Genomic DNA, 18403 nt, shown 5'->3' with positions numbered 1-18403 from the left:
CCCCTGCGGGCGGCGGCACCTCAGCGGGCCGAGGGGCTACCGGCCGTCCGCGCCGCCGCCGTCTGAGTCGTCCCCGTCGTCACTGTCATCGTCGTCGTCGCTGTTGTCGTCGTCGTCGCTGTTGTCGTCGTCGTCATCATCGTCGTCGTAGACGTCCAGCGGGGTGAACTCACCGGTGGCGGCGTAGAGGGCGTCCTCGTAGGCCTCGAACGAGTCCGCCACCCGGAAGAAGGCCGACTCCACCGCGGGGTCGTCATCATCACGCTTGCCGGTGGCGGCCGCGAGATGTTCTTCGAATGCGGAAACCAGGGCCTCCAGGGCCACGCGGGGATCGATGCTCATGGGCAACACGGTAGCCGCTTTTTCCCGCTCTGGCATAGGGTTTCATATGACAGGCTGACCGGCAGGGAGATGAATGCGCGAACAGGAGATCACCAGCAGGCTGGACTCGCTGGAGCAGCGGCAGCAGTGGGAGTACCTCGTCATGACGGTGGCGCCGAGGGATTCGGTCGCCGAGGCCCGCCGGAAGGTGGTGGAGCACGCCGAGTACGGCAAATGGGAGCTGCAGCGCACCGTCCTCTACCGCGGCGGCGCGCGCCGGTACTGGATGCGCCGGCGGATCATGCGGGTGCGGTCGACCTTGACGCTCAGCAGGTGATGACACTCACCCGGTGACGGGCCCCAGCAGGGCGTTCGCCAGGGTCTGGTGTGCGGACTCGTCGTCCGAGGGGTGGAACACCCCCGCCATCACGTCGCGGTAGAGCCGGGACAGCTCGTTGCGGCGGTGGTAAGACGCCCCGCCCGAGGCCTCGAGGGCGAAGTCCGCCTGGGCCTTGGCCGTGCGGACCGCCATCGTCTTGTTGGCCACCAGCCGGGGGAACCACTCGGCCCCGAGTTCTGCCCCGGCCTCGATGTCCGCCGCCACCGAGCGCAGCTGCGTGTCCATGGTGAGCTGACGCAGCGAGGCCTCCGCCGCCTTGTAGCGCAGGACCGGGTCCTGTGAGAGCGCCTCACCCGTGACCTTGGAACGCCGTCGGCCCAGGTGCTGCACCGCCAGCTCGAGGGCCCGCTCCCCCACCCCGGTGTACACGGCGGCCACCAGCGTCAGGAAGGACGCGAAGATGCCGAAGGTCAGCGGGTCCGCGTTCGGGCCCGCGGGGATCTGCCGCACGATCCGGTCGGCGGGGACCACCGCACCCTGAAGACGCGTGGTGTGGGAGTGGGTGGCCCGCATGCCGAGCATGTCCCACGAGGAGTCATCGGCCTCCCAGCCCGTTGCGGAACGGTCCAGGAAGCCGAAGACCAGCCGGCCGCCGTCGGGCGTCTTGCCGAAGATCCCGAGCCGGGTCCAGACCGGCGAGAGGGTGGTGAAGATCTTGGTGCCGGTGAACCGGTAGGAGCCGTCGGCCAGCGGCTCGGCCACCGTGTCCGAGTCGAAGAGCACCGCATCGTTGCCCGCCTCGGAGACGCCGAACGCGAAGACCTCCCCGGCCGCCGACTCCCGGAGGACGAAGTCCAGGGAGTCGTCTCCCTGGCGCCGCAGGACGTGCGCCACGCCGTTCCAGATCAGGTGCATGTTCACGGCCAGGGCGGTGGCCGGTGCGTGCTGGGCCAACACCCTCTGGGCGGCGACGACGGCCGGAAGGTCCCAGCCGAGCCCGCCTTCGGCGGTGGTCGCGAGGGCGCCGAGGTAGCCCGCCGCCGTGAGCTCGGCCAGGTCCTCGTGGGGGAAGGCGTTGGCCTCGTCGTACCCCGCGGCCCGGTCCCGCAGGCCGGCCAGGAGTTCAGCGGTCAACACCGTCGGCACGGCCGACGGGCTCGATGGGCTCGATGGGATCGATGGGATCGATGGGATCATCGTGCGGCGTCCTCTCAGTGGTCCGAGCGGGGTTCGAGCAGCCGGTGCAGGACCCGGCAGCCGAAGTCGAGGGCGGAGACGGGGACCCGTTCGTCGATGCCGTGGAACAGTCCCGTGAAGTCCAGGTCCGCGGGCAGCTGCAGCGGGGCGAAGCCGTAGCCGGCGATGCCGAGCCGGGACAGGGACTTGTTGTCCGTCCCGCCGGACATCATGAACGGCAGGACGGGCGCGCCCGGGTCCTCGGCCTGGATGGACTCGACCATGAGGTCGACGAGCCCGCCGGAGAACGGCACCTCCAGGGAGATGTCGCGGTGCTCGTGGCTGAAGTCGACACCCTCCCCCGCGAGCCGGCGCAGGGTGGCCATGACGTCCTCCTCCTCGCCGGGCAGGAAGCGGACGTCCAAGGTGGCCTCGGCCTTGCCCGGGATCACGTTGTGCTTGTATCCGGCGGTCAGGCCCGTGGGGTTCGTGCTGTTGCGCAGGGTGGAGCCCACGAAGCGGGCGGCGGAGCCCAGGGCCTGGAGTTGCGGCGCGGGATCCGACTCGTCGAAGGCCACCCCGCAGATCTCGGCCACCTGTTCCAGCAGGGCGCGGGTGGTCTTGGTGTACTGCAGGGGCCATTCGTGGGCGCCGATGCGGTCGATCGCACCGGCCAGTCGGGTCACGGCGTTGTCCGGGTGGACGGAGGAGCCGTGCCCCGGGGCACCGGTGGAGGTGAGGTTCAGCCAGGCCAACCCCTTCTCCGCCGTCTGGAGCAGGTAGGCGCGTCGTCCGTCCAGCTCGGTGGAGAAGCCCCCGACCTCGCTGATGGCCTCGGTGGCGCCGGCGAAGACCTCCGGGTGCTCATCCACCATCCAGCGCGCTCCGTAGACGCCGCCGGCCTCCTCGTCCGAGAAGAAGGCGATGATCAGGTCGCGGCGCGGCTTGCGCCCGGTGCGGTGCAGGTGCCCCAGGACCGTGAGGATCATGGCGTCCATGCCCTTCATGTCCACGGCCCCGCGGCCCCAGACCATGCCGTCCTTCAGCTCCGCGGAGAACGGGTCCACGCTCCACTCCGCGGCATCGGCCGGGACCACGTCGAGGTGGCCGTGGAGGATGAGGGCCGGCGCCTGGCGGTCCCAGCCGGCCACCCGGCCCACCACGCTGGCCCGGCCCGGTGAGGACTCGTAGATCTCCGGCTCCATCCCGGCCCGGCGCATCACGCCGGCGCAGTACTCGGCGGCCTCGCGCTCCCCGCGGGAGTCGTTGCCGCCGAAGTTCGAGGTGTCGATCCGGATCAGGTCCCGGCAGATGCGGACGACCTCCTCGCGGAAGGAGGCGTCGTCGCTGCCAGCGGTCTCACCGGTGTCACTGTTGTCTCGGGCAGAGGTGGTCATGGTCCAACCCTAGTCAGATGCTCCCCGGCGTGCTGAGGGGTGGACGGGCGCGCCGGTGCGGGTGCCCGGCAGGGTGTGCGGAGCACCCCGGGAATGGTGTTAGGATTGTCAGCGCTGCCTTTCGAGGCCGCAGACAGGTGAATGTGCGCGCGGGTGGCGGAATTGGCAGACGCGCAGCGTTGAGGTCGCTGTGCCCGCAAGGGCGTGGGGGTTCAAGTCCCCCTCCGCGCACATCGATGGAATGAATGGCCCCCGGCCGGAGATCAGACTCTCCGGCCGGGGGTCATTTCGCCGTCCGGGGTCATGTCGCCGTCCGGCAATGGCCGGACGGTCTTTCGCGGCGCGGTGTTGAGCACGGTGTTGAACGCGACCAGCCGGTCGGGGTCTGCGAGCACGTCGAGCCTTGTGATGCGGCCGGCCTCGACCGCGATCAGGTAGACCGCGTGGGCGGTGCCGTCCGTGACGTAGGCCGCCGCCGGGACCCCGTCGGCCCACACCAGACGGGTCAGCTCGGCGCGGCCCGCGAACACCCGCGCCACCGCGTCGGCACCACGGATGCCGTCGGCCAGGGGTGGTGCGCCGCGCCCGGCTCCTGCGGTGGAGAGGTCGACGGCGGCGCCGTCGCCGCGCAGCTCGATCTCCGGGTCCAGCAGTTGCAGGAGTCTGCCGAAATCTCCGTGGCGTGCCGCGTCGAGGAACGCCTGGATCGCGGCCTCATGACGTTCGCGGACGGTGCTGGTGTCCACCGTGCGGAGGCGGGCCCGGGCACGCGAGGCGAGTTGCCGGGCCGTAGCAGGCGTCCGCTCAACGATCGGGGCGATGTCCGCGTAGGAGAGCGCGAAGACGTCGTGGAGGACCAACGCCAGGCGCTCCAACGGGCCGAGGCTGTCCAGCACGACCTGCATCGCCAGAGCCAGGTCCTCGGCGAGCACCACCGACTCCTCCGGACCCGTGCCGTCCGGGGTGAGGACGGCTTCGGCGACCACGGCCGGGTCCCGTTCCAGGTCTTCATGCCTGCTGGCCTGCCGCCGGATCATGTCGATGCACACCCTCGAGACGACCGTGGTGAGCCAGGCCTCGAGGTGGTTGATCGCCTGGTGGTCCGAGCGTTGCAGGCGCAGCCAGACCTCCTGCACCGCGTCATCGGCACTCCACGGGGAACCCAGGGTGCGATACGCGATGGCGTAGAGCTTGGACCGGTGGACGGCGAACCGGCGCGCCAACCCGCCCATCGCCTCTGCAGGCCGTTGCGTCGTCATCGCTCTCCCTCCGCCTGCCACCATCCTCCCCATCGGACCACCGCTCGTCACGTTTCGGTGCGCCCGACCGACTCATGGGTAGGAGCGGTCCACCGGGCCGCCCTCCCACTCGATTCCACCGCCACGCAAGGGGTCCCGATGCCTGTCCTCTCCCAGACCACCCTCAACCTGCTGCGCACCGCCGTGCGCGGGCGGGTCTGGTTGCCCGCCGACACCGGGTTCGACCACGCCCGACTGCCGTGGAACCGTGCGGTCGAGCAGCCGACCTGCGCGGTGGTCGAGGCTGCAGACGCCGAGGACATCGCACGGCTGTTGCGCTTCGCCTCGGCCCACGGGGTCCCCGTCGCACCACAGCCCAGCGGTCACGGCGCGACCGGACGGACCGCGGGCGGCATCCTGCTGCGGACGGCCCGGTTGGACTCCGTCGAGATCGACCCCTCGGCGCTGACCGCCCGCATCGGAGCCGGGGTTCGTTCCGGCGACCTGCAACGCGCCGCCGCCGGACACGGGCTGACGGCGCTTCCGGGGAGTTCACCCGAGGTGACGGTCACCGGGGCGGCCCTCGGGGGCGGGCTGAGCTGGTTCGGCCGGGCCTTCGGGTGGATCGGCGACAGCATCCGGGCTGCCGAGATCGTCCTGGCGGACGGCACCGTGCGGCGCGTCGGAGCGAGCGGCACGGACGTGCTGTGGGCCTTGCGCGGAGGCGGGGGCGAGATCGCCGTCGTCACGTCACTGGAGCTGCGACTGCGCCGCGTCCCCACCGTGTTCGGTGGGCGACAGCTCTGGTCCGTGACCCACGCCCGCGACGTGGCGGAGGTCTACCGCTCCCTGACCGAGGCCGCTCCCGAGGAGCTCACCCTGTGGCTCGAACTGCTCCATCTCCCCGGTGCCGAACCGATGATCGGCATCGACTCCACCTTCCTCGGCCCGGAGGACACCGCCCGGGAGCTCATGAGGGCAACCGACCGTCTCCCGGCGCCCCAGATCGATACCCGGGCCGTGATGAGCGTGGCCGACCTCGGACGGATCACCGCAGAACCGGCCGAACCCGGCCCGGGACAGTCGCGCGCTGAACTGCTCACGCGTCTTGACGACGACGCCCTCGACGCGCTCCTGAGCGCTCCGATCGCGCCGCTCATGACGGTGCAGGTCCGTCACCTCGGAGGCGCGTTGGCCCGGCCGAGTGACAGCCCGCACGGACCGCTCGCCGAACCGTACGTCGTCTACCTGTTCGGGGCCCCCCGGTCGCCGGATGATGTGGAGTCGATCAGCATCAGGCAGGCAGAACTCACCGCCTCACTCCCCGTCAGCGGCCGTAAGCCGATCTCGTTCCTGAACCCCTCAGAACAGCTGTCGGATGCGTTGCCCGCTGCTTCCCTGCAGCGGCTGCGCCGGCTGAAGCTCCGCTACGACCCCCACGGGATCATCCGCGGCAACTTCCGGCTGCCGGGCTGACAGGACCTGACCGACCCTGACAGAATGGGTCAGGCGGTCCCGTCCCGGCTACGTGGTTCGCGGCGGTGGTGCTCCGGCCGGTACTCCACCACCACCTGACACCATTTCCGGACCTCGCCGCAATCAGACGGCGCGTCTAAGGTACGGTCCATGATCACTGCCGAGGCCGTGACGAGCCCTCTCAGCCGGCTCGCCAACCGCGTCAAACGAGAGATGCTGACCCACGTGACCCCCCTGAGGTGGGCGTCCGATGGACGGCATGAGGAACGGCGCCGCAAGTGGGCTCCGCACCTGCCGGCCCTGGATGCGGAGCAGGCCGCACTGGTCTCCACCCTCCATCGCGGTGGAGTCCACATCGGACCCCTGGACGACCTGGCCGTTCCCACCACCGACGCGCTCAAGTCCGCCCTGCAGCGGGTGGCCGGTCCGCTGGCCGCCCTGGCCCCGGCCGGGGCCAGCACCGTGCGGCCCACCGTGGACGACCTGCTGGCCGATCTGTCCCTGTGGCAGTGGGGGCTGCAGGACCGGATGCTGGACATCGTGGAGAACTACCTGGGCGTGCCCGCTCGCTACTACGGTGCCGATGTCCGCCGGGAGGTCGCCAACAACCAGACCGTGGGCGTGCGCCAGTGGCACCGGGACGCCGAGGACCGGCGCACCGTCAAGATCCTGGTGTGGCTCAACGACGTCGACGACGAGGGCGGACCGTACGCCTATATCCCCATGGTCGAGACGCTCTATGCGGTCGAGCGGCTCCACTACGTGGCCGGGTTCGTGGACGATGCCAAGGTGCTCCGGATGGTGTCCCCCGGATCGGTGACCACGGCCACCGGCCCCCGATGGACCACCGTGGTGGCGGACAACTGCCGGCTGCTGCACCGTGCCACGCCCCCGGTCGCCCGGGACCGGCTCTCGGTGACCTTCACCTGGTCCTCGCGGACGCCGATGAAGACGGAGGCTGCGCCGGTGTTCACGGCGGACCACCTCCGCCGGATCCGCTCGGGACTGACCGAGCGACAGCTGGCGTGCCTGCCACCGGCGATGATTCGCGGGTGAGGTGTTCCGGCCTGTCATAATCGGGACTGCAGGGCACCTGCACCGGTGCCCGCGCTGACTCCCGTACGTGAAAGAGGCCACCCAGCCATGACCGAAGCCCGTGACGTGCTCCACCGGCTGGCCCACGCCTATGGCATCCAGACGGTGTACCGGGGACACGACGGTCTCGAACACCGGGTCTCCGATGCCACGCTGGCGGAGATCCTCACGGCGCTGGGCTGTGCCGTGGAACCGGACGGCCTGGCCGGCCTGGAAGCCGCCCTCGAGCACCGCAGGCTGACGCCGTGGCGCCGCGTCCTGCCCCACACCACCGTCTGCCGTGCGGGCTCCGGCACCTCGGTGCCGGTCCACGTCCCCCACGGCAGCCTCGTCTCGCTCGAGGCCGTGCTGGAGGACGGGAGGTCGTGGCCGTTGGAACAGCTCGAGGACTTCACCGAGCCGCAGGAGGTGTCGGGTGAACCGGTGGGCCAGGCCACCTTCCGACTGCCACCGGACCTCCCCCTGGGATGGCACCTGCTCCGGGCCAGCCTGGAGGAGGGTGGCCCGGACGGGGAACGACGGGTGGAGGCCACCCTGGTGGTGGTGCCGGACCGGTTGGACACCGCCGACGTGTTCCGTCAGCGTCGCGGCTGGGGCCTGTCCACCCAGCTGTACTCGGCCCGCTCCGCCGCCTCCTGGGGCCTGGGCGATTTCCACGACCTGGCCGGTCTGGCCGTGCAGGCGGCGGCCCACGGCGGTGACTTCGTGCTGACCAACCCGCTGCACGCCTCCGCCCCCACCCCGCCCGTGGTGTCCTCCCCGTACTCCCCCTCCACCCGCCGGTTCGTCCACCCGATGTACCTGCGCATCGAGGACCTGCCCGAGTATGCCGACTGCACCCCGGAGCACCGGGCGCAGGTGGACGAGCTGGCGTCCTCCCACCGCGCGGCGAACACCATGGCGGACACCCTGGACCGCAACGCCGCCTATGCGGACAAGCTGGTGGCCCTGCGTTGGCTGTACCAGGTCCCCCGCTCCCCCGCTCGGGAGCAGGCCTACCGCGACTATTGCGCCGAGGAAGGGCAGGGTCTGGAGGAATTCGCCCTGTGGTGCGCCCTCCGCGCACACCTGGCGGCCGACGACCCGGTGTGGCGGGACCCGGGGCTGGTCCCCGGTGGCGTCCTCGCGGAACGGTACCGCCGGGAGTTGGCGGAGGAGATCGGCCTGTACCGGTGGATGCAGTGGCTCTGTGACGAGCAGCTGGCCGCCGCCCAGTCCACCGCCCGCACAGCCGGGATGCGCCTGGGCCTGATGCTGGACCTGGCGGTGGGGGCCGACCGCAACAACGCCGATGCCTGGATGCTGCAGGACCTGCTGGTGTCCTCGATGTCCGTGGGGGCGCCGCCGGACATGTACAACCAGGTGGGCCAGGACTGGTCCCAGTCCCCGTGGCATCCGGAACGCCTCGCGGAGACCGGCTACCGCGCCTACCGGGACATGCTCCGCTCCGTGTTGCGCCACGCCGGCGGCCTCCGGGTGGACCACATCCTCGGGATGTTCCGTCTCTGGTGGGTGCCGGTGGGCCGGTCCCCCCTGGACGGCGCCTATGTGGAGTATGACCACGAGGCGATGATCGGCATCCTGGCGCTCGAGGCCCACCGGGCCGCAGCCGTGGTGGTCGGAGAGGACCTGGGCACCTTCGAGCCCTGGGTCCAGGACTATCTGGCCGAGCGCGGGCTGCTGGGCACCTCGATCCTGTGGTTCGAGCAGCACGACGGCGTCCCCCGGCCCCCGCGCGACTACCGGGTGCAGTGCCTGACCTCGGTCAACACCCACGACCTGCCGCCGACCGCCGGATACCTCACGGATCTGCACGTGGATCTGCGGGAACAGCTCGGCCTGCTGACCGATCCCGCCGGGGAACGACGACGGTCCGCCGAGGAGCGCCGGGCGTACCTGCGGGCCCTGCAGGAGGAGGGTCTCTACCCGCCGGACGCGGAACCGGACCTCGCCGAGACGGGCGAGCGGGCCGACGTCGTGCTGGCGCTCCACCGCTACCTGGCCCAGGCGCCCTCCCTGCTGCACGGCGTGGCGTTGGTGGACGCCGTGGGCGAGAAGCGCATCCAGAACCAGCCGGGCACCCAGCAGCACGAGTACCCCAACTGGGAGGTGCCCCTGGCCGACGCCGCGGGACGGCCCGTGCTGATCGACGACCTGGGCGCCGTCCCGGGCTTCAGCCGGCTACTCAGGGCCGTGGACCGCGAGCTGGCTCCGTGACGCCGTCGCCCCAGACCCTGGGCGTGGTCATGGTGTCCCTGCACACCTCGCCCCTGGCGCAACCCGGGCAGGGCGACGCCGGCGGGATGAACGTCTACGTGCGCCACCTGGCCATCACCCTGGCCACCGGCGGACACCCCGTCTGGGTCCTGACCCGCCGTGACCGAGCGGGCCAGGGCGTCCAGGACCTCCCGGTCCCGGCGGTCCCCGGCGCGGCCCGGGCCCGGGTGGTCCCGGTCGGTGCGGGCCCGCCCACCGCCGTCCCGAAGGAGGAGTTGCCCCGCTGGGTGGACGACTTCGCCGCCGCCGCCCCCGCCGCACTGAGCGCGGCGGGGGGATGCCACGGCTCCGACTGCCGTTGGGTGGTCCATTCGCACTACTGGCTCTCCGGCCTGGCCGGGCTGTCCGTGGCGGCGGACCTGAAGGCGCCGATCGTCCACACCATGCACACCATGGCGGCCGTCAAGAACGCCCGCGACGCACGGTCGAGCGAGCCGGAGACGCGGGAGTCCGCCGAACAGCAGATCGCCGCGGCGGCGGACCTGCTGGTGGCCAACACGCCCGCCGAACGGGACGAGCTGATCGGGCACTACGGCGCGGAGCCCGCCCGAATCACGGTGGTGCCCCCGGGCGTGGACACCGCCGTGTTCAATCCCGACGGTGCCCGCCGGTGGCCCGGGCACCCCGAGGGGGTCAAGGTCCTCTTCGCGGGCCGGATCCAGGGGCACAAGGGCCCGCAGGTGGCGATCCGGGCTGCGGGGCTGGTGAACGGCCGGTCCGGGTCAGGCCCCGGGCTGAGCCTGCACCTCACCGGCGCCGCCTCGGGGTCGGACGGCCTCGACCTGGCGCGGTTGCGGGACCAGGCCGGCCTCGGCGAGCGGTGCACGGTCTCCGGTCCGGTCTCGGCCGAGGACCTCGCCGAGATGTACCGGGCCGCCGATGTGGTGGTGGTGCCGAGCTTCTCGGAGTCCTTCGGCCTGGTGGCGTTGGAGGCCCAGGCCTGTGGAACGCCCGTGATGGCCCACCGGGTGGGCGGCCTGATGTATGCGGTGGCCGACGGCCAGACGGGGCGACTCGTGGACGGGCTGGACCCGGAGACCTGGGCCGAGGAGCTCGAGCGCATCGCCGCGGACCTTCCGGCCTGGCGGCTGCAGGGCCCGGCGGCGGCGCGCCGGGCCCACGAGTTCGGCTGGGAGTCCATGGCCGCCCGGCTGTCCGCCGCCTACGAAGGGCTCTGAGCCGAGACGGACCTCGTGATGGACCCCGTGAAATGTGGCCGCTGCCGGCGGCCGTCCCAGGCCGTCACCTCCGTGTGGCCCGGCGCCGGATGGGCGACGTTCAGGGACACCGCCCCGGGCAGGAGCACCGGGGTGGCGAAACTGATCCGCCAGGAATAGCCGCCGGCCGCCGGCTCGCGGCCGGCCAGCATGCGCCCGGCGAGATACATGCCGTGTGCGATCATGCCCTTCTGCCCCAGGGCCCGGGCCGCCACCGGGTTCAGATGGATGGGGTTGTAGTCCCCCGACACCGCCGCGTAGTCCCGGCCCGTGGATCCCGGCAGGGCCCACCGGGCGGTCAGGGGCGGAGCCTCGAACTCCGGGTGCCCGGCCCGGGGCGGGCGCTCCTGACCGTCGAGGTGCACCCCGGTGGCCAGATAGGTGGACGTGCCCTCCCACAGCAGTCGCGGGCCCCCACCCGTCGTGCTGTCCGCTTCGGCCTCGCCGCCGGGACCGTGCACCGTCACCACGAGGTCCACGGACGTCCCCGAGGGGTGCGGCGCCAGCCCGGTGGCGGAGGCCGCCACCGTCAACGGCATCCCGGCGGGGACCGCGGCATGGTGCACCACGTGGTTCTCCAGGTGCACCATCCCGAGCAACGGCAGGGGGAAGTCCGGCGCCGCCATCAGCTCCATCGCCGCCGGGAACGCGGCCACATGCACCAGCACCGAGGGCAGGTCCTGCGGGTCCAGCGGCTGACCGGAACGGTGGAACAGGCTCGAATACCGCTCCACCAGGTCCTCGGGAACCCGGTGGGCCTGCACCACCACCGTGCGCCCCGGCAGTGAGGGAGGCCGCCGTCGCCGGAGGACTGCGTCCGTGGCCGCCGTGGCCAGGGCCGCCCGATAGCTCGCCGCCAGGGGGGTCATCTGCTGCCGTTGCCGCATCAGGCCCCCATCAGTCCCTGGCCGCAGACCCGCAGGGTGTGCCCGGAGGTGCCGGCGGCGGCATCGGAGACCAGGAACGCGATCGCCTCGGCCACGTCCACCGGCCGGCCGCCCTGTTGCAGCGAGTTCAGGCGACGGCCGATCTCCCGCGTGGCCACCGGGATCCTGGCGGTCATCTCCGTCTCGATGAACCCCGGGGCCACGGCGTTGATGGTGTGCCGGGAGCCCTCCATCTGCGCGGCGGTGGCCGAGACCATGCCCATCACCCCCGCCTTGGAGGCGGCGTAGTTGGTCTGGCCGCCGTTGCCGGCGATCCCGGAGGTGGAGGCGAGTGAGGCGATCCGCAGGTGCTCGGCCACGATCCCCCGTCCGTCCTCCCCGAGGAAGGCCCGGTTCATGGCGAGCTGGGACTCGATGTTCACCGCGATCACGGAGTCCCACCTCGTCGCATCCATGTTCGCGAGCTTCTTGTCCCGGGTGATGCCGGCGTTGTGCACCACGATGTCCAGGCGTCCGTGACGGGCGGCGCAATGCGCCAGGATCCGCTGACCGGCGTCCTGCGCGGTGATGTCCAGTTGCAGGGCGGTGCCGGAGAGCCGGTTCACGACGTCGGCCAGGGCCTGTCCTGCGGCCGGCACGTCCACGCCCACGACGGTGGCGCCGTCCCGGTGCAGGGTCTCGGCGATGGCGGCCCCGATGCCGCGGGCCGCTCCGGTGACGACGGCGACCCTGCCAGCCAGCGGCCGCTCCCAGTCGGCCGGCGGCGTACCGGCCACGGCGGTGACGGGGATGAACTGCCCGGAGACGAAGGCGCTCTTGGCCGAGAGCAGGAACCGGAGGGCTCCGGTGGCCCCGGCGCTGGACAGGGCCGTCTCCTCCCCCAGGACCAGGCCGTTGGCGGTGGCGCCGCGGCGCATCTCGTGGGCCAGGGAACGGGTCATCCCCTCCACGCCCCGGCGGGCCGCACGGGCGGCCGGGGCGTCGGTCCCCGCCGGGTCGCGGAAGACGGTGATCACGCGGGCGGAACGCCCCAGCTGGCGCTGGACGGAGCCGAGCTGCAGGGTGGTGGCGGACAGGTCGGCCGGGGTGCCGGCGTCGTCATAGCAGGCCACCACGGCACCGTAGCGGTCAGCCGGAGCCGGCTGGCGGCGGACGTCCAGGTCCCAGTCGAGCAGGACGGCCGCCGCCTCATCGGCCGCGTGCCCGTCCCCCAGCACCAGGACGGAACCCTCCACCAGGGCCTGTCCGGGTTGGTACCGGCGGAGGACGGCCGGCTGCGGCAGCCCGAGGGCCGAGGCGATCCTCTTCCCCAGCGGTTGGTTGACGAGGGCCGTGTAGGTGTCGGTCTGTGCCGCCATCGGTTCAGCGCCCCCGGACGATCGCGACGATGCCCTGCCCGCCGGCGGCGCAGACCGAGACCAGCCCCAGGGACCCGGGGCCCTTCTCGTGCAGCATCTTGGCCAGGGTGGCGGTGATGCGTCCACCCGTGGCGGCGAAGGGATGTCCGGCGGCCAGGGAGGAGCCGTTGACATTGAGCCTGGCGCGGTCGATGGAGCCCAGGGGGGCGTCCAGGCCCAGCCGGTTGCGGCAGAAGTCCTCGTCCTCCCAGGCCTTGAGGGTGGAGAGCACGGTGCCGGCGAAGGCCTCGTGGATCTCGTAGTAGTCGAAGTCCTGCAGGGACAGGCCCTGGCGCTTCAGCAGCCGGGCCACGGCATAGGCGGGTGACATCAGCAGCCCTTCGGCGCCGTCCACGAAGTCCACGGCGGCGGTCTCGAAGTCCACGAAGTCGGCCAGGATGGGCAGGCCCTTGGCCGTGGCCCATTCCTCCGAACCCAGCAGCACGGCCGAGGCGCCGTCCGTGAGCGGGGTGGAGTTCCCGGCGGTCATGGTCGCCCCGTCGCCGAGGTCACGCCCGAAGGCCGGCTTCAGCGTGCCGAGCTTCTCGAGGGTGGAGTCCGCACGCATGTTGTTGTCACGCGACAGCGATCCGAACGGGGTGATCAGGTCGTCGAAGAAGCCACGCTCGTAGGCGGCCGCCATGTTCTGGTGGCTGGCCAGGGCCAGCTCGTCCTGGGCCTGCCGGGTGATGCCCCAGCGGTGCGTGGTACGGGCCTGGTGCTCGCCCATGGACATCCCGGTGCGGGGCTCTTCGGTCCCCGGGGCCTGCGGAGCCAGGTGAGACGGCCGGAACTTCAGCACGGCCTTAATCTTGTCTTGCGTGGTGCGGGCCCGGTTCAGCTCCATGAACATGGCGCGGGCGGCGTCGTTGAACACCAGCGGGGCGTCGGAGATCGAGTCCACACCGCCGCCGATGGCCGAGTCGAGCTGCCCGAGGCGGATCTTGTTGGCCAGGCCGCCGATGGCCTCCATCCCCGTGGCGCACGCGATCTGTACCTCGTGGGCGGGGGTGGCGGCGTCCAGCGCCGTCCCGAGGACGGACTCGCGGGTCAGGTTGAAGTCCTTGCTGTGCTTGATCACGGCACCGGCCGCCACCTCGCCGATGCGCTCACCCTGCAGCCCGAAGCGGGCCACGAGTCCGTTCAGCGCCGAGGTCAGCAGGTCCTTGTTGGAGGCCTTGGCGTAGGCGCCGTGTGACCGGGCGAACGGAGTGCGGTTTCCGCCGATGATGACTGCCTGGCGGAGCGGGCCGCCGGCGATGGCCGCGGCCTTCGGAGCGGGGCGCTGGGGGGAGTTCTCGGTCATGGGGTCCCTTCCTGACGGAATCTCTGATGTGACGGGGCTTACTGCAACCCAGAGTACCTGATACGCTCGGTACCGTGAACACCGTACTGAATGCTGCCGGCGGCGAGCCGGGTGCTCCGGACGGCCGCGCCACGCGGTGGGACGAACACCGTCAACAACGCCGCGCGAACCTGATCCGGGCGGCCCGCCATGCCGTGCACGATCTCGGCCCGCAGGCCTCCATGGACGAGATCGCCACCCATGCCGGAACCTCCAAGAGCGTCTTCTACCGGTACTTCGGGGACAAGAACGGACTGCAGGTGGCCGTGGGAGAACGGGCCATCGACTTCATGGAACGCGAGCTCCTGACGGCAGCCGAGGCCTCGGACAGCGCCCTCGACGGACTCTTCGCCATGGTGTCCGTCTACCTCAGGCTCGCGGAATCGTCGCCTCATGTCTATGCCTTCTCCACGCGGTTGCCCCCGGATGCCACGACGGGACGGCCGGCCCAGGGCCAGCCGGCGGCGATGGCGGACTTCTTCGACCGGATCGCGGCCGTCATGGACGTGCACTTCCGCGACTACCTCCGCCAGCACGGCCGGTCGCCGGCCAGCCAGTCCGCCACCTGGTACTGGCCGCGTGCCGCCATCGGCATGGTCCGCTCGGCCGGGGAGACCTGGCTGGGGACGCCGCCCGAGGAGCCCCGGCCCGATGCGGCGCGGCTGGCGCGGAAGATCACCGCCTGGCTCACCGTCGGCCTGGATGGAACCTATGCCGCCGCGCCGTCCCACCACCCCACCGACCCTTCCACTCCCGAACAGGAGCTGTCATGACCACCACCTCCGATTCCAGCGTCACCCCCCTGCCGGCCGGCGTCGTCCCCCCGACCGCCGCGTCGGCAGACACGCCCGAGGCGCAGACCGCGTTCAGCGCCATCTCCCCCGCCGAGCCGGGAGGTCTCGACCTGGCGGCCGTCCAGGACCTGCTGCTGGGCCGCTGGGCCGCCGAACGCCGGCAGGGCCGGGAGAACGCCAAGAACCCCGACCTGCACAAGATGGACAACATCAGCATGGAGCAGCACCGCGAGCGGGTACTGAAGCAGCTGGATATCCTGGTGGACGGCGGATTGGTGCAGAAGGCCTTCCCGGCATCCCTGGGCGGCGAGGACAACCACGGGGGGAACATCGCGCTGTTCACCGAGCTGGTCTCGGCCGATCCCTCCCTGCAGATCAAGGCCGGGGTGCAGTGGGGGCTGTTCGGCTCCGCCATCCTGCACCTGGGCACCCAGCCCCACCACGAGCGCTTCCTGCCGGACGTGCTGACCCTGGACGTCCCCGGGGCCTTCGCCATGACGGAGATCGGCCACGGTTCGGACGTCGCCTCGATCGGGACCACCGCCACCTACGTGCCCGAGACCGACGAGTTCGAGATCCACACGCCGTTCAAGGCGGCGTGGAAGGAGTTCCTGGGCAACGCCGCCCTCCACGGCACGGCGGCCGTGGTGTTCGCCCAGCTGATCACCAACGGGGTCAACCACGGGGTGCACTGCTTCTATGTCCCGATCCGCGACGGCTCCGGGGACTTCCTGCCCGGCGTGGGCGGCGAGGACGACGGCTACAAGGGCGGCCTCAACGGCATCGACAACGGCCGCCTGCACTTCGACCGGGTGCGCATCCCCCGGACCAACCTGCTGAACCGGTACGGGAACGTGGATGAGAACGGTGGCTACACCTCGGAGATCGCCTCCCCGGGCCGCCGGTTCTTCACCATGATCGGCACCCTCGTCCAGGGCCGGGTCTCGCTGTCCATGGCCGGCGCCGCGGCCTCCGCACTGGCCCTGACCGGAGCCATCACCTACGGGAACCAGCGCCGTCAGTTCAACGCCAGCTCGGATGTCCACGAGGAGGTGCTGATGGACTACCAGCTGCACCAGCGCCGGCTGATCGACCGGTTGGCGCGCACCTACGCCGACACCTTCGCCTCGAACGAGTTGTTGGAGAAGTTCAACGCGGTCTTCTCCGGTGAGTCGGACACGGACGAGGACCGTCAGGAGCTGGAGACCCTGGCCGCCGCCATCAAGCCCCTCACCACGTGGAACGCGCTGGACACCCTGCAGGAGGCCCGTGAGGCCTGCGGCGGGGCCGGGTACATGGCGAAGAACCGTTTCGCCTCCCTGCGCCAGGACCTGGACATCTACGTCACCTTCGAGGGCGACAACAACGTGCTGTTGCAGCTCGTGGCCAAGCGCCTGCTCTCTGACTACTCCAAGGACCTGACCAACCTGTCCATCGGCGCCCTCTCGCGGTACGTGCGGGGCCAGGCCACGGAGGCGATGGTCAACCGTTCGGGGCTGCGCCGGGTGGCCCAGGCGGTGCAGGACGCCGGCTCGGAACGCAAGAGCGCCAGCTGGTTCAAGGACCCCGGGGTCCAGCGCGCGCTGCTGGAGGACCGTGTCCGCACCAAGACCGGCGCGGTGGCCCAGGCCCTCATGCCGGTGGCCAAGAAGCCGCAGGCCGAGCAGGCGGCCACGTTCAACCAGAACCAGGCGGATCTGATCGACGCGGCGCGGAACCACGGCGAGCTGCTCGAGTGGGAGGCCTTCACCCGGGCGATCGAGGCGGTCGAGGACCCCCACACGAAGCAGGTCATGACCTGGCTGCGCAATCTCTTCGCCCTGCGCATCATCGAGGACGACCTGGGGTGGTTCATCCAGTCCGGCCGGATCTCCACGCAACGTGCCCGCACCCTGCGGGGCTACATCAACCGGCTGGCCGCCCGCCTGCGCCCGCACGCGCAGGACCTGGTCGATGCCTTCGGCTACGAGCAGGAACACCTGCGTATGGACATCACCACCGGCGGCGAGGCGAAGCGCCAGGACGAGGCCGCCGAGTACTACCGGAAGCTGCGGGCCTCGGCCGACGCCCCGGTCCATGAGAAGGTGCTGCACCAGCGCGAGAAGAACGCAGCGAAGGCCGCGCGCGCCAAGGGCAGGAAGAGGTAGCCGCAGGTCCGGCCGGGCGCTCCCCGGCCGGACCGTGTGTGGTCAGGGGTGCGTCAGGGGCGCGTCAGGTCAGCGCGGAGCGGTAGACCTCGAGGGTCTGATCGGCGATCGAATCCCAGGAGAAGTGCTCGATGGCGCGCTCACGCCCTGCCTCGCCCATGCGCCGCGCCAGGTCCGGGTCCTCCAGGACCCCGGTCAGGGCCGCGGCGAAGTCGGTGACGAAGCGCTCCGGGTCCAGCGGTGTCCCGGTGCCGTCGGCTGCCTGCTCCAGGGCGACCAGGCGTCCCGTGGTCCCCTCCTGCACCACCTCGGGGATGCCGCCGACCGCCGAGGCGACCACGGCGGTACCGCAGGCCATGGCCTCCAGGTTGACGATCCCCAGCGGCTCGTAGATGGACGGGCAGGCGAACACGGTGGCCTGCGAGAGGATCTGCATGATCTCCTCCCGGGGCAGCATGCCCTCGATGACCACCACGCCGTCGCGGGTGGCCTTCAGCTCCTCGATCAGCCCGTTGACCTCGGCGGCCAGCGCCGGGGTGTCGGCAGCACCGGCGCACAGCACCAGCTGGACCTCCGGTGCCAGTCGTGCGGCCGCCCGCAGGAGGTAGGGCACGCCCTTCTGACGGGTCACGCGCCCCACGAAGGCGACGGTGGGCCGGTCCGGATCGATGCCGTGCCGGGCGAGGGGGCCGACGTCGTCCTGGGGGGTCCAGAGCCGGGTGTCGATGCCGTTGTGGACCACCCGCACCTTCTCCGGGTCCACGTCCGGGTAGGCGGCCAGGATGTCCCGTCTCATGCCGGCGGACACGGCGATCACGCGGGCCGCGGAGGCGTAGGCCGTGGCCTCGGCCCAGGAGGACAGGCGGTACCCGCCGCCGAGCTGCTCCGCCTTCCATGGCCGCAACGGCTCGAGGGAGTGGGCGGAGAGGATGTGCGGCACGCCGTGCAGCAGTCCCCCGAGGTGACCGGCCAGGTTGGCGTACCACGTGTGCGTGTGGATGAGGTCGGTTCCGGCCAGGGCCTCGAGGATGGCCAGGTCCGTGCCGAGCGTCTGGACGGCCGGGTTGGCGCCCTCGAGCCCGCCGGGCACCCCGTAGCTGGCCACGGAGGCTCCGTGATACCCGCCGCTGCGCTCCTCACCGAAGGCGTGGACCCGCAGATCGGTCCGCCCGGCCAGCACGCGGGACAGCTCCGCGACGTGGACGCCGGCACCACCGTAGATGGCCGGGGGGAATTCCTTGGTCACAATGTCGATGCGCACGCTAACAACGTAGTCCAGCACACACCGGTGCCGTT

Annotated in this window: 15 protein-coding genes and 1 tRNA gene; 8 read left to right on the top strand and 8 right to left on the bottom strand. The window is 71.4% G+C overall.

Translation table 11 applies throughout. The annotated features are described in order from the left end of the window. Positions 1 to 36: 36 nt before the first annotated feature. Positions 37 to 342: a hypothetical protein gene (locus tag AB0K08_RS08640; RefSeq protein ID WP_363353401.1), complete on the bottom strand. Its 306-nt coding sequence runs from the start codon at positions 340 to 342 to the stop codon at positions 37 to 39. Between the two features lie 73 nt (positions 343 to 415). On the opposite strand from AB0K08_RS08640, the gene AB0K08_RS08635 reads away from it, so the two are divergent. Next, positions 416 to 658: a DUF5703 family protein gene (locus tag AB0K08_RS08635; protein WP_363353399.1), complete on the top strand. Its 243-nt coding sequence runs from the start codon at positions 416 to 418 to the stop codon at positions 656 to 658. A 6-nt stretch (positions 659 to 664) separates the two neighbouring features. Here the strand turns inward: AB0K08_RS08635 and AB0K08_RS08630 are convergent, their stop codons facing one another. Beyond that, positions 665 to 1795 (bottom strand): acyl-CoA dehydrogenase family protein, encoded by a 1131-nt coding sequence (locus AB0K08_RS08630; protein WP_363353398.1) that lies wholly within the window; start codon positions 1793 to 1795, stop codon positions 665 to 667. A gap of 77 nt (positions 1796 to 1872) precedes the next feature. Continuing rightward, positions 1873 to 3234: a M20/M25/M40 family metallo-hydrolase gene (locus tag AB0K08_RS08625; protein WP_363353396.1), complete on the bottom strand. Its 1362-nt coding sequence runs from the start codon at positions 3232 to 3234 to the stop codon at positions 1873 to 1875. Positions 3235 to 3381: 147 nt separating this feature from the next. On the opposite strand from AB0K08_RS08625, the gene AB0K08_RS08620 reads away from it, so the two are divergent. Continuing rightward, positions 3382 to 3465, top strand: a tRNA-Leu gene (locus AB0K08_RS08620). A 32-nt stretch (positions 3466 to 3497) separates the two neighbouring features. Here the strand turns inward: AB0K08_RS08620 and AB0K08_RS08615 are convergent. Continuing rightward, complete coding sequence (locus tag AB0K08_RS08615; protein WP_363353394.1) at positions 3498 to 4493, bottom strand: sigma-70 family RNA polymerase sigma factor; 996 nt, start codon at positions 4491 to 4493, stop codon at positions 3498 to 3500. Positions 4494 to 4631: 138 nt separating this feature from the next. Here AB0K08_RS08615 and AB0K08_RS08610 point away from each other — a divergent pair, with 138 nt between their 5' ends. The 4 genes from AB0K08_RS08610 to AB0K08_RS08595 all read left to right on the top strand — a co-directional run bounded on the left by AB0K08_RS08610 (position 4632) and on the right by AB0K08_RS08595 (position 10498). Continuing rightward, positions 4632 to 5948, top strand: a complete 1317-nt coding sequence (locus tag AB0K08_RS08610) for an FAD-dependent oxidoreductase (RefSeq protein ID WP_363353392.1) — start codon at positions 4632 to 4634, stop codon at positions 5946 to 5948. 150 nt (positions 5949 to 6098) lie between these two features. Further along, complete coding sequence (locus tag AB0K08_RS08605; protein ID WP_363353390.1) at positions 6099 to 7004, top strand: hypothetical protein; 906 nt, start codon at positions 6099 to 6101, stop codon at positions 7002 to 7004. A gap of 87 nt (positions 7005 to 7091) precedes the next feature. After that, complete coding sequence (gene malQ / locus AB0K08_RS08600) at positions 7092 to 9260, top strand: 4-alpha-glucanotransferase (RefSeq protein ID WP_363353388.1); 2169 nt, start codon at positions 7092 to 7094, stop codon at positions 9258 to 9260. Further along, complete coding sequence (locus AB0K08_RS08595) at positions 9257 to 10498, top strand: glycosyltransferase (RefSeq protein ID WP_363353387.1); 1242 nt, start codon at positions 9257 to 9259, stop codon at positions 10496 to 10498. Before malQ ends, AB0K08_RS08595 begins: the two co-directional genes overlap by 4 nt. Here AB0K08_RS08595 and AB0K08_RS08590 read toward each other — a convergent pair. Genes AB0K08_RS08590 through AB0K08_RS08580 form a run of 3 tightly spaced genes read right to left on the bottom strand, consistent with a single transcriptional unit; the run spans position 10483 to position 14127 of the window. Next, entirely contained in the window at positions 10483 to 11424 is a 942-nt protein-coding gene (locus AB0K08_RS08590) for a MaoC/PaaZ C-terminal domain-containing protein (RefSeq protein ID WP_363353385.1), read from the bottom strand. The two genes, AB0K08_RS08595 and AB0K08_RS08590, sit on opposite strands and share 16 nt — an antisense overlap. After that, positions 11424 to 12782, bottom strand: coding sequence for a 3-oxoacyl-ACP reductase (locus AB0K08_RS08585; protein WP_363353383.1), 1359 nt, complete (start codon positions 12780 to 12782; stop codon positions 11424 to 11426). Before AB0K08_RS08585 ends, AB0K08_RS08590 begins: the two co-directional genes overlap by 1 nt. A 4-nt stretch (positions 12783 to 12786) precedes the next feature. Next, positions 12787 to 14127 (bottom strand): acetyl-CoA C-acetyltransferase, encoded by a 1341-nt coding sequence (locus tag AB0K08_RS08580; protein ID WP_363353381.1) that lies wholly within the window; start codon positions 14125 to 14127, stop codon positions 12787 to 12789. Positions 14128 to 14201: 74 nt separating this feature from the next. Between AB0K08_RS08580 and AB0K08_RS08575 the strand changes: the two genes are divergently transcribed. Continuing rightward, positions 14202 to 14939: a TetR/AcrR family transcriptional regulator gene (locus AB0K08_RS08575; RefSeq protein WP_363353379.1), complete on the top strand. Its 738-nt coding sequence runs from the start codon at positions 14202 to 14204 to the stop codon at positions 14937 to 14939. Beyond that, positions 14936 to 17107 carry an acyl-CoA dehydrogenase gene (locus tag AB0K08_RS08570; RefSeq protein ID WP_363353377.1) on the top strand — a complete coding sequence of 724 codons (2172 nt, stop codon included), beginning with the start codon at positions 14936 to 14938 and terminating at the stop codon, positions 17105 to 17107. Before AB0K08_RS08575 ends, AB0K08_RS08570 begins: the two co-directional genes overlap by 4 nt. A 64-nt stretch (positions 17108 to 17171) precedes the next feature. Here AB0K08_RS08570 and glgA read toward each other — a convergent pair whose 3' ends face one another. Next, positions 17172 to 18368 (bottom strand): glycogen synthase, encoded by a 1197-nt coding sequence (glgA, locus tag AB0K08_RS08565; RefSeq protein WP_363353376.1) that lies wholly within the window; start codon positions 18366 to 18368, stop codon positions 17172 to 17174. Positions 18369 to 18403 lie beyond the last annotated feature (35 nt).

The organism is Citricoccus sp. NPDC055426, from assembly GCF_040677445.1.
In the GTDB taxonomy this organism is placed as follows: domain Bacteria; phylum Actinomycetota; class Actinomycetes; order Actinomycetales; family Micrococcaceae; genus Citricoccus.
This window is presented reverse-complemented; position numbering and strand designations above follow the sequence as displayed.